The sequence below is a fragment of the Thalassoroseus sp. genome (genome assembly GCF_984380535.1).
Window position 1 is genome coordinate 77489 of sequence record NZ_CFHRBF010000023.1, and the last position, 11853, is coordinate 89341.

The following is an 11853-nucleotide window of genomic DNA, read 5'->3' on the forward strand; positions in this document are numbered from 1 at the left end:
TAGTTGAAGACGCCCGGTCGGGAATAGGGGACGGCAATCAGGGATCAAGAGTCAGGGGCAGGAATCAGATTGAAACTGACTCCTGTCGCCCGAACCCTGTCTCCTGACACGTGTTACCGGCCTCCTGCCGCCTGACTCTTGTCCTCTGGGGCGAAACTCCACCAAAAGGTCTTCGGAATGGAACCGGCAATGATCAGCAGCAAATGAGCGAAGATCACTGCAAAGAGCATTTTGATCACGCCGTCGGTAAAGCCGTACGAGTGCAGGCCCTTCCCGAGTTGGTTCACGCCGAACCAAGACCAACTGACCGCAATGTTCCCCGCAATCGCCAGCACTGCGAGACCACGATCTTTCACCATGCCACCCCACCGGGCATGGAGCACCAATGCGTTCCAAAGCACGATGATCAGAGCCCCGTTTTCTTTCGGGTCCCATCCCCAGAAACGGCCCCAACTGTCGTCCGCCCAGAGTCCGCCGAGCACCGTACCGACGAAACTAAAGAAGATCGAAAACGCCACGGTCCCGTAGATCATGCGGGTCAGTTCGCGATCCATCTTCGGCGTGAGCTTTGGCGTGAACATGCCGAGAACGACGTACACAATCCCCAGCAACCCGGCGACGTAAGTCGTGGAGTAACCAAGAGTAATGCACACCACGTGTGTTGCCAGCCAGAACCCAGTATCGAGAACGGCTTGCAACACTTTGATCGTGTCACCACCTTCGTTGAGGACTTCCGTCGTCAGCAGGTGAGCAATCGTCAAAGTACTGCAACCCGCGACAGCCGCAGCGAGGTTCCCAATACCGATTTTCCAAATCAACTCGAAGACCAACCCCAGGGCGACACATCCCCAACCGATAAAGATGGCCGAGGAGTACAAGTTCGTCACCGGCGGGCGACCGGAAATGTAGATTCGCCCCCATAGTGCCAGTGTGTGCAGCACGAAGGTAAACGCAATCAGCCAGAATGCACTCGCGTTGAGCACCCGACTCCACCCCAACCAGGCCCCCATCGAAAGAATCGCGGCGAACAGGTAAAGGAACAGCAGGTGATAATCCGGAGCCATCTGATTGAAGTACGCTTCGAAATCGGTCCGTTCAACGTCCAAATCCCCTTTTGCCTTGCCGGGAAGTTCTGGAGAAATTGACTCCACAGCGGCGTGATAATTCGCAACCGCTTCGTTGAACGCTTGTGGCTCATCCGCTGCATAAGCGGCCAAAATTCGAGGCAAGACGTTGGTCGAAGTTTCATCCGACTCGGCATCGCTGGGCAGATCACGCAGGACCGCATTGACCAACAGTTGTGCGCGTTGCCCCATGCGACCGGCTGCATCTTCAATTTTTGATTCCCGATTATCGCCGGGGAATGTGTCGATTGCCTCTTCGAAGATTTTCTGCACGACACTATCGGGCAATTTGGCCGCAACCGTTGTTGCGTTGCCATCTCGACCGGCATCGGCAATGGCTTCCATCACGGTTTTCCATTCACCGTCGATGCCCTTGAACGAGCCACGATCGAGTTCGAAACGGGCAAGGTCCGAAAGCGGAATTTGCTTCGCTTGTTCGCCGACCGTTTCCGCCGCCTTGTTTCGCATCATTTCGAGATAGTCGTAAACCTTGCTGACTTCGATTTCCGTCAGCAATTGCGGCAGGCTTTTGCGGGCGATGTTTTTGGCGGTTTCTTCGAGACCGTGTTTTTCGACCAACTCCGCCAGCGTCAGCCGTGACGCGGCCAACACATACGGTTGCCATTTGCCAACGGTCGGCGAGTAAATCAACATCGGGAACGCATCGAGCATCTGGCTGTCTTGCAAATTCGCGACCAAGCCGAGATTGTTAATTGCCATCCGTCCGGTGAACGGGACGGTTTTCAACATTTCCCGCCGTTCCTGAACGATGGAAATCCGCCGTCGCAAGTCGAGCAGTCGACTGTGATAAATACTGCGGAACGGAGCCGGATCCCCCTTCGCGTTCTTGACGGCCTCTTCCGCAGCGGCTTTCGCATCTTTACCAACTGCCTGGGAGAGTTGTTTCTCGGCTTCCTTCTTTGCGACTTTATCCGCGGCGGCTTGGGCCTGAATTTCCGCGGCCGCGATCTCACGATTGATGATGTCTTCTTTCTTGATCAACTCCGCGTACGAATACAGATGCCGATCCCGGTCGAACAAGTCGAGTTTCGCGAGCACCTGTGGGTGATCGATCCGGATGATCTTGTGATCGAGCTCCTCTTCCGGCAGCGTCATCAAGTCGAGTAACCACTTCGTCGCCGGCAAACGGACTTCTTCCGTTTCCCCGTCTTTTTCGACTTCTGCAAGAAGTTCCTGTCGACCGGAAAGCATTCGCAGTGTGGTGCGGGCGACCGTGTCAATTGGCTTCACGCGGCCTTCATTGACGACCGGAATCTCACCGAAGTTGTAGTAACTGAATTGCCCTTCCTCGACCGAAGGCACCCGAGCCTTCCCAGCGAGCCAACCGGCCCAAAGAAAGACGATGAGCAACGGGACGCCGAGATACAATAACGCGTCTCGCTTTGTCGGACTTTGGTCATTGGGATCGTCAATCCCCATTTTCCGACGTGCGTATGCTTCGTCGGCTTTCTCGCCAGCCACTCGACCAAGTCGTCCAAACAGAAAACCCAGCAGATAGAACTGACTATGCTGTTCGAGTCCTTGCGTCTGAAGCCGGTCACGTTGCCGCCGATCCAAAAATCGTAGCAGGATCACGCCGAAGTGGGCCAACATGCCAACGGCGACGATCATGCAGGAGACGTAAGGAATCATCCAACTGCGGTTTTCGACGACCTGCAGTGTGGTTGTCTCCACACCGGTTCGCGGGTTGCGATCGTAACCGCTTTGATAGAACGTCTCGCCTCCAAAGCGAAGCGGGTTGTTCATCCAAATATCGACGGTGCTGGTCAGGTCCCGCGTTTTATCGAAGACTTGCACTTCGGAGCGATAATCGCGAGGCGTGTCCGTGCCGATGTAATCGGTTTTGCTGACATCAATCAGATGCAACGAATACGGCTTGTAAATCCGATGGAACCGCAGTGTTACACCATATTGTTTGCCATCGACGGTGATGACTTGCGGTTCGGAGAGGAACAAACTGAACAACCATGTGCCGCGTTTTTTCTCGGTCTTCTTGTCGATCACATCGACATACACGGCGGACATATCGACCATGCTAGCGTTGTCGGTCCCGGTGCTGATCGGCATCGGAAAACTAAACGCCTGCGTGCCGACGCCCTCGGTTGCGAGGTTCTTATCATCCGATTTCGCCGTTCGGAGGTCGGAGTTCTCGTAAAACTCTTTCACCACGAAATCGAACGGCAGTTTTTCGTTTGTGATCGGCTCGCCGGTGCGGTGACTTTTCTTGATCATCCATTCCGGCACGACGACTTCGCTGTACTGTTCGTCTTCTTCGTCGGCATCATGTTGGACAGCGAGTTCGATTTTGCGGATATCGAAGACGTAGTCTAGGGTTTGTCCTTCGCGGAGTGTCATGCGGGCTTCGACGGCACTCAGGCCGACGAGCAATTCACTGAGCATCATCAAACCGATTCCGCCGTGCAGCAGCACGACACCGGCACGCTTCTTGAACAACAGCGAGCAACCGGCCAGCAACACCATCGCGGCGAGCGTGGCTTTGATGAGTTGCCAAAGAATCCGCATGCCGGAGTAGTTCTCTTTGACGGATGTTTCGTCAATCCCCACAAACAACGCGGCGGCAGTCGCAGCGAAACCGACGGCGATGATCCAACAAAACACACGACCCGGCCAAACGGGTGTTTTCAAACGGGCTCCCACGTAACCAATAATCGCCCCGATCGCAACGAGCGAGACCAGAAACGCATTCCAAATTTCAACGGCTCCGAAGTTCCCAGTCGAGGAAAGTCCGTCTTTGTTCGAACCTTCACTAATCACCCACGCGGTGAGCAATCCACCGACGCCCAATAACACCGAACCGGCGATGGCCGCAGTTCCGCGACCTTGGACTTTAAAACGAATCAAGTGAGCTGCCAACAAGTTGGCCGCCATCACCACACCGACGGTCCAACCTTTGGGAAACCAAATGCCGCTGGTGATATCCGTCGCGATCGTATAACCGATCGCCATCGGCAAATAGACGGCCAACTTCACTGGCCAGTCCCAACTCTTCGGCATGAAGAGCAGCAGCAACGCCATCCAACCGAAACCCATAAAGATCGACGTGCCAAGCCGCACGGGGTCCATCGGCGAATCCAATTCCGGCCGCCCTTGCCCGGCGAAGAACGATGGCGGAAAGAGCAGTTTCATGTCAACGTGCACGAACCACTCTTTCGGGTGGACCATCTCCTTGACGACTTCCCAACTTGTTTCCGTGAATGCGGAGACGGAGGTGGTATCGAAAGTCGCGTCGGTCTCCAAGCGGAAGTACTTGCTGACGACCGTCCAAATTCCGTGGTCGGTTTGGGCAAGTGTGCCTGCAAGGACGATGAAAATCGCCAACGCAAACAACGCGACGGTCAATTTCAGCGACGCGAGAGTGGTTAGAATCTCCTGGATCGCGGACCCAAACCCGCCAATACGAGATTCTTCGGGCGTCGGCAAGTTTTCAGCGGATTTCGAATCCATGGCGTCGGCACTCATGATTGAAACATCCTCGATTGATCTCTGGATTCGGCTTTATCTTCATCGTGTGCAACGGCTCTAGCAGCCGTACTAAGTGACCCTAGTCACTTCCAGACCGCACGACTCACAGAGCCGTGGCACACATCTCATGTTTATTCGAACTTTGCAGAGCGAACGAAGTCGGCGAAGGCAGCTTGTTCTTGGGCAGCGAGTTTCGGTGGCCCGATCAGTTTGAAGAACCAGATGCGTCCGCCCTGGGGCACGATCGCCCCATACAAAGCATTTTCGGCACCATCGAAGAACATCAGATGTCCGGGTTGCCCGTCGACGGTGATCGGCTCGGTCACGGTTCCAACGGTGCTGTCGTCGACCGGGTCCAAACCGACCTGGCGTCGCCAGCGGTTCACATTCGGCAACAACGCACCCGCTCCACCACCAAGTGAGGTCACGGTGATCCGCAGCGATTCGTCGCCATCGACGACTTCATAAGCAGCGGCACTAAATTGGTCGTTTTGCGACTTCGTCCAATTGTCCGGAGCTTTCAAAATCGGTTCTGCACTCGCGGTGACCGTCGGACGCATTGGTCCGTTGTTCTCGCTGGGTGGCTGAGAAGTTGTGGGGGCAGTGCCGGCAAACGGAGGTTTCGGTGCAGACATCGAATCATCGCCACCGCTGCCGACAATCGAAACCACATACACGGTATTCGGATCCGCTCCGGAGTTCTCGCTGAGTTCGAACTGGACAACACCATCGGTGTCTTTGGACGGATCGTGATAGCTCTTTGCCAACATATTGAGCGGAGACAAGCCGAGCTGATTCCGCCAACGGTTGATGTTGTCTTTCAAGTAGTCGTCCCAACTGCCATCACTGACAGGCAACGGAATCACACTGACTTCCAGGGTATCGGGATCGGTCTCGGAACCCGTTTCGATGTTCAATGTCGCGAACCGTAAGCCCGTTTCCTCGGTCGATGTCCACCCCTCAGGAAGTGTCCATTCGGGTTTGCCATCGTCGTTGAATCGAATGCTTTTCACGAAGGTCTCGAAGGCGTCCTTAACGGCATTGACCTTCGGCTTGGCGTCTCGAATCTTGAAAAACCAAGCCCGATCGTCTTTGCGAACCACCGCGCCAAGGATTTGCTCTTCGAGCCGATTCTCCGCCAACAACGCCTTTTCCGTGCGAACAGTGTACTCGCTAATTTGATTGCGTGGACCACAACCAACGGACACGAGAGCACACAGACCTGCCAAAACAGTCACTAACGGTGTCACAGGCGGGACGCGGAGCGCAAAGATTCTAGGCATAAATTCAACGCGAGGCTGGTGTTGTGACCGGGCAATCTTGCCGGCATTGATTGTCGTAAAACGATCCCCCGTTGCTATTTACGCGGAACCGACACGAGCTGGAAGTTCACGGGCAGGAAAATGGGGCAGTCACGTGCGACTCCATTCCTGTGACCGACAGCATATCCAACTTCGCTCAAATCAAGCGAAATTGATGTCTGTTACCTTATTATAGTCGGCTCGGTTCCAAAAGGTACACGCTGTCGTCGGAGAACCTCCCGAAATCGACGGAGATTTCTCGCGGTCCAAATTGACGTTCGCACCAATAAAGAAGCCGTCGTCTCTGGGAACTTCCAGAAACGACGGCTTCGCAGGGTATGTGATACTCGACTTCGAGTCGCTCGTTTAGTTCGATTTCAACTCGAACGGGAATTCGTTCTCGCCGTCGGGAGTGACGGTAGCAGACAACTCGGTTCGGTCGTTGTACTTCAGCGGAATATACATTTCGCCGACCGGTTCCGGGGTGCCGTTGGAGTTGTCGAATTTGCCGGGAACTGGTCGCGATGCAATGATTTTCACTTCCATCGCGCCTTCCTCGGCTTCCAAGTCGTATTCTCCGTTCACGATCTCGCCCGAGAACGCTTTGCGTGGCGGTTCTGTTTGACGGAAAGTGATTCGGCCGGTTTCGATGGGTTCGCCATCGAACGTGGCCGTACCGCTGACGGCATAAGTGACCGGTCCCTCGGAAGCACCCCCACAACCGAGAGTAGCGAGAAAGACCGCGAACAATCCAATCCCGGGTGCACGAGGGGCGAGCATGGCGGGGAGTTCTCCGTTTTCAAAAGCAGCCGGATATTCAGCAGAAAGCCGGCTTGCGTGTTCGATTTCGTCTAAAACAGAAGGCATGACAACAACTAAGGTCTAAAACTCGCTAATAACTTGGCCATCGTTGCGGATGCCGATTCGCATCCAAATTTGCCGGTCGATCGTGTCGCTAAAGAAGCGGACGGAACCGTCAACCATTGCACCCTGCACACCGCCAGGATGGAAACTTCGGGCGAAGTTCCAGCGACCGGTGAGTCCACTTGTGTTACCGCTTTCACAGGGTGCATCATTGGGAGCAGCAGGGACCGAGGCGGCTTTGCAGGTGTAGACACGGTCGGGCACACTTGTGTTCGGTGGTTCTGCGGAAGAAACCCCATACGAACCGTGCGGTGCACCGCCCCAGTAGCCGCCCAGTTCTCCCCAGGAAGCACTCGTTCCGGTCCGAATGATGCCTTCCGAAGCCATCAGGGTGTTGGTCGAGCCATCAATACAGTCGCGGAATGACGTCGACGACTTTTCGAAGAACATCCCCTTTGGATCGCCATAGGCAATATCGCCGGCGGTGACCGAAATCGTCGCGGGGTTGGTGGTGGTATCGAGCGTATAAGCCCCGACACCTGCTGCCATCGCATAGTTACCCTGGAACGCCGTGGTTCCGCCGTTCGCTCCTTTACCTGGTGCTCCCGGATCCGACGGGCATGTCATCGCGGGCACCACAGTCTCTGCAATGTAAGCCGTTGCTGTATTGGCGGTTAAGGCGTGAATCCATTGCGTCGTATCGGTTTCGTAGGCTTCGGAGAGTGCGTTTTGCTCGATAAAAGGCAAGAAACGTTGGAACCAGCAGTCACGGATGTGCGTAATCGTTGAGGGTGACGAATCACTGCGGTGACCGTATGGAAACACTTTGAAAGTGCTTTGGTAATTGTGCATCGCCAATGCGAGTTGCTTCATATTGTTCTTGCATTGTGATCGGCGGGCCGCCTCACGGGCTTGCTGAACGGCAGGCAGCAGTAGAGCAATCAGAATTGCGATGATCGCAATTACGACAAGCAATTCGATCAGCGTGAACCCCACGCGGGACCGGGGGCGGAAATTAAGTTTCATTGAGGCATCTCCGGAAGGAAAACAGGCGGGATAACAGGCAGGTTGAAAACAGAGGACTAGGCAACAATGCATATTTCGCGCCGTGTTTTCACCTAGTCCAAAAAATCATTGGCAACAACGATTCTCCAAATCTGACAAGTAAAAAACGCAACCTTCTTCCTAACAAGAACTTGCAACACAACGTCGAGGCGAGTGTGCTTGAGAAAAAATTGGAGACCAGTCAACATCCGCACCGGAGGGGGCATTAGGTCGGAAATGCACGGCTGCCTGCTTTTCGGGCAGGGTTTGTCGTCGCAAAAGTCGTGCGTTGCTACGAATAAATTTTTGCCCGACTAACCACGAAGCAATTCCGGCTCACTTGCGTTGTCGCCGACGATGCGTGATCTTTGAAGTTTTCAAGAAGACACGCGACCATTCCCCCGGCAGTCCTCATGACTGATCACCAAGGAAACAATACAATGATCGACGGGCGAACGATTGGCCATTTGATTCTCACGATGGGTTTGATGCTCGTCGGTATGGCCGTCCGACTGTGTGCAGACGAGCCAACACCAAAAGACGAAACCTCGCTGGCCGATTACTACGGCTTCGACGCGCTCGAGATCTTCAAGTTGGAAGAACGATCGCAAGGTATGCTCGCGGGGGATTTGAATCACGATGGCAAAACCGATTTGGTGCTGATCGACAATAGCCATAGTCGACTTGATCTGCTCATCCAACGCGACCCTGATACCGCAACTCCCGAAGCCGATACCGACGACGTCAATGCCCTCGAGAATGCACCGCGGTTCGATCATCAGAAATTGTCTGTCGATGCAGAGATTTCCACGCTGGCCCTGGGGGACTTTAACGGCGACCAACTTACCGACATCGCCGCACTCGGGAAGCCGGATGAATTGACGATCTACTTCCAATCGCCCGAGAACGTACCAGCCTGGTCAAAGCGGTATGAAGTGCGGCTGCCAGACGTGAACGCTTCGCTGTGGGTGATGGCGGCAGGCGATTTGAATTCCGATCAACTCACCGACATTGCCGTTCTGGGCGAAAAGGCGACTTACGTGCTGTATCAACAGGCGGACAAGTCGATGTCGACACCGAAACGGTTGATGAACACCTCCGACGAACTTGGTTTGGCTCAAATTGCCGACCTCGATGCCGACGGCTTGAACGATCTGTGTTACACCGCCGGTGCATCGAACGATCGCGTGCTCTGTGTGCGTCGCCAGTCGCCCGACCATACGCTCGGCCCGGAGTTGGAATTCGACCTCAGTCGACCGCGTTCGCTGAGCATCGGCGAAGTCGATGGGAAACCCGGTAGCGAATTGTTGGTGGTCGACTCACGAACCAATCGCGTCAAAATCCTGCAAATGCGATCGGCAGACAAGAAAGATGAACTCGCGCCGCGACTGATTCAATACGGATTCGGCGATGGTGGTTCCGAACGCGAACGTGATCTGGCGACCGGAGACATTGATGGCGACGGTTTGGAAGATGTCGTGGCGACTGCACCATCATCCGCGCAAATCTTGGTCTATCGTCAACAGAAAGGCAGCGGACTTGGGCCGGCGGAGTCGTTTCCAAGTCTTGTCGGAATCACGCAGGTTCGGGTTGCAGACATCGACGGCGATTCTCGCGCGGAAGTGTTCGTACTCAGTCCGAAGGAAAAAACGATCGGGATCAGTCGGTTCGAAAACGGTCGGCTGACCTTCCCGGAAGCAATCACGACGAAGGGCGAACCGGAGGCATTCGAAGTCGTTCAGCCCGACGAAACTCAGCCGCCACAGATCGTGTGCTTGTCGAAGCTCGACGCGAAAAAATCTGGCGTGGAAACTCTTACGTTCCAAAAGGACGGAACAGTCAACGCTCTCAGCGTGCAACCCATTGAACTTCCCGGCACACCTCAGCGTTTGGTCGAAGTCGACGCCGATCGCGATGGCCGTCCTGATCTGCTTGCGTTCTTCAGTCTCGGACGACTTCCGGTTCTATTGAGTCGTGGCAAGGATTCGGACGTCTTGAGTGCAGTGAAAACGTCAGGCGGTATCCAATTGGGGAATGTCTCGTCGAGCGAACTTTTTGTGCTGCCACGAGACACCAACAAAGAACGCGGCGCATTGATCGTTGCCCGCGACGGTTTCGCCCGTGAGTTGATCCTTGGAGACGATGCACAATGGAGCGTCGTCGATCAATTCAATGCGACCGACTCGAACACGGAAATCGTTGGGGTGGCCGCTCTCGATCTGGATCAGCAAACCGGCGAAGAAATCGTGTTGGTCGATCGAGGCATCGGTCGCTTGCGAATCCTGAAACGGGCGGAAGCTCTGTACGAGCCTTGGAAAGAAGTCGAGATCGGTAAGTTTCCGTTTCTGGGAACGCGAGTGGCGGACGTCAACGGCGATGCGAAACCGGATTTGATTCTCGTCGGTCGGGGTAAGTTCGCGGTGCTGTATTCCGGCGGAGCGAAAGTGGAACTCAACGAATTGGCGAATTACGAGTCGCCACTCAAAAAGGTATTCTTCACGGACGCGGTCGCAGGCGACATCAATGCCGACGGCAAAGCCGACGTTGCGTTATTGGATGTGAGATCGCACTTCATCGAGCTTCTGGCTTACGACGAAAAACACGGTTTACGACATGCCACGCACTTCCCCGTTTTTGAAGGCAAGAGCTTCAGCGATTCCGCCGGTCCCGGTATCAATCCGCGAGAGGCATTGGTGGTCGATGTCACGGGTGATGGGCATCGTGATTTGGTGTTGCTGACCCACGATCGCGTGATTGTGTATCCGCAGCAGACCGCTGCCAAGGACAAATAATACCCATGAATCGAACGTGAAGAACAGCGTTGAACTACCGTGGAATCGAGGTCTTGGCAGTTGGGTAACTAGCTATTCGCAAGGAGTGTCTCATGAAAACTGTTTCACGTCGGACTTCAGTTGTTGTCTGCGTTCTCGTCGCGACTTCGACACTCATCATCGCTGGTTGTGAGGGGAGTCGCGACACAGAGACCGTTTCGATCCAAGGAAAAGTGACTTTTAACGGTGATCCCGTGCCGGAAGGATCGGTGCTGGTGTTCGAGTCCAAAGATGCCGGTGCATCGCGGACGACCACCCTCTCTGCTGACGGCGCGTATGCACTCAGTGGCGCATCTGCAATACCGCCGGGAAGCTACAAAGTCGCGATCACACCGCCCAGCAGCGACGAGTCAGAGTCGCCGGAGGAGAACGAGACAGACTTCTCCGTGCCTCAGAAATTCCAATCAACCTCGACGACCGATTTGACAGTCGACATCACCACCGACAAACGCACTTACGACATCGACTTCAAGGATTGATCGCATTTTCGATCAATTCGCTTTCGGAGCAACTTGCGGAACTTGCATGTATTGACCGGCGGTTGCACCCATGGAAATGTAGATGCTCATCAGCCCGTCGATCGACATATTCGCGGGCTGAACGTTTTCTGCGGGCACGAAGAACAATCCGCCCCCGACTGGGACCGGGGCGGTCGGTACAATGACGACTTGGTAGTCGCGATCGTTGATCCGATACTTCTGCGGTGAGACCAACAACGCCAATAACCCGGCCCCCGTTTTCTCGCCGAACCAACAAAATACCGGGGTCATCCCGGAGAGTTCGGCACTTTTCTTCTTATCGAGTAAACCGACGAATTGTTCCGTTGTGCCATAAATGCTCCCTAAAATCGGCACACGTCGAATCACTGCATTCGTCAATCCGGAGAACAGTCGTTGCATGCCCAACTGCAATAACACGCCCAATGCAAAGATCACTCCGAGGACAAATAGCCAACCAATGATGTAGGCCAGTACCGAATTCTGGGAATACCGTAACCCGACCCGACTGAGCACATCGCCAATTGCGGTACCGGGACCAACGAATCGCTGAGCGAAACTTACGACCCAACTGACGATCGCAACCGTAATCACCAAGGGTAAAATCGCCAGCACCCCGGCTACAAAGCAACCGAGAATCCGCCCCCAAATCGATTGAAAGAACTGTCGCATCCCACCCGCTTTCTGG

At 54.7% G+C, this 11853-nt stretch carries 7 protein-coding genes; 2 read left to right on the top strand and 5 right to left on the bottom strand.

The window, feature by feature from the left end; translation table 11 throughout:
• Positions 1–113: 113 nt before the first annotated feature.
• The 4 genes from AC5DDB_RS26555 to AC5DDB_RS26570 all read right to left on the bottom strand — a co-directional run bounded on the left by AC5DDB_RS26555 (position 114) and on the right by AC5DDB_RS26570 (position 7819).
• A complete protein-coding gene (locus AC5DDB_RS26555; protein WP_491742792.1) occupies positions 114–4625 on the bottom strand; it encodes a cytochrome c biogenesis protein in 4512 nt (1503 codons plus the stop codon).
• A 134-nt stretch (positions 4626–4759) separates the two neighbouring features.
• Complete coding sequence (locus AC5DDB_RS26560) at positions 4760–5911, bottom strand: hypothetical protein (RefSeq protein WP_491742793.1); 1152 nt, start codon at positions 5909–5911, stop codon at positions 4760–4762.
• Between the two features lie 384 nt (positions 5912–6295).
• Positions 6296–6709: a hypothetical protein gene (locus AC5DDB_RS26565; RefSeq protein WP_491742794.1), complete on the bottom strand. Its 414-nt coding sequence runs from the start codon at positions 6707–6709 to the stop codon at positions 6296–6298.
• Between the two features lie 102 nt (positions 6710–6811).
• Positions 6812–7819 carry a DUF1559 domain-containing protein gene (locus tag AC5DDB_RS26570; RefSeq protein WP_491742795.1) on the bottom strand — a complete coding sequence of 336 codons (1008 nt, stop codon included), beginning with the start codon at positions 7817–7819 and terminating at the stop codon, positions 6812–6814.
• 458 nt (positions 7820–8277) lie between these two features.
• Here AC5DDB_RS26570 and AC5DDB_RS26575 point away from each other — a divergent pair, with 458 nt between their 5' ends.
• Positions 8278–10629, top strand: a complete 2352-nt coding sequence (locus AC5DDB_RS26575; protein WP_491742796.1) for an FG-GAP repeat domain-containing protein — start codon at positions 8278–8280, stop codon at positions 10627–10629.
• A 92-nt stretch (positions 10630–10721) separates the two neighbouring features.
• On the top strand, positions 10722–11147 hold the full coding sequence (locus AC5DDB_RS26580) for a carboxypeptidase-like regulatory domain-containing protein (RefSeq protein WP_491742797.1): 426 nt from the start codon (positions 10722–10724) through the stop codon (positions 11145–11147).
• 12 nt (positions 11148–11159) lie between these two features.
• Here the strand turns inward: AC5DDB_RS26580 and AC5DDB_RS26585 are convergent, their stop codons facing one another.
• Complete coding sequence (locus AC5DDB_RS26585; protein WP_491742798.1) at positions 11160–11837, bottom strand: DUF502 domain-containing protein; 678 nt, start codon at positions 11835–11837, stop codon at positions 11160–11162.
• Positions 11838–11853 lie beyond the last annotated feature (16 nt).

Coding starts and splice junctions, on each gene's coding strand:
- AC5DDB_RS26555 (WP_491742792.1), bottom strand. CDS start 4,625: ATGAGTGCCGACGCCATGGATTCGAAATCCGCTGAAAACTTGCCGACG.
- AC5DDB_RS26560 (WP_491742793.1), bottom strand. CDS start 5,911: ATGCCTAGAATCTTTGCGCTCCGCGTCCCGCCTGTGACACCGTTAGTG.
- AC5DDB_RS26565 (WP_491742794.1), bottom strand. CDS start 6,709: ATGCTCGCCCCTCGTGCACCCGGGATTGGATTGTTCGCGGTCTTTCTC.
- AC5DDB_RS26570 (WP_491742795.1), bottom strand. CDS start 7,819: ATGAAACTTAATTTCCGCCCCCGGTCCCGCGTGGGGTTCACGCTGATC.
- AC5DDB_RS26575 (WP_491742796.1), top strand. CDS start 8,278: ATGATCGACGGGCGAACGATTGGCCATTTGATTCTCACGATGGGTTTG.
- AC5DDB_RS26580 (WP_491742797.1), top strand. CDS start 10,722: ATGAAAACTGTTTCACGTCGGACTTCAGTTGTTGTCTGCGTTCTCGTC.
- AC5DDB_RS26585 (WP_491742798.1), bottom strand. CDS start 11,837: ATGCGACAGTTCTTTCAATCGATTTGGGGGCGGATTCTCGGTTGCTTT.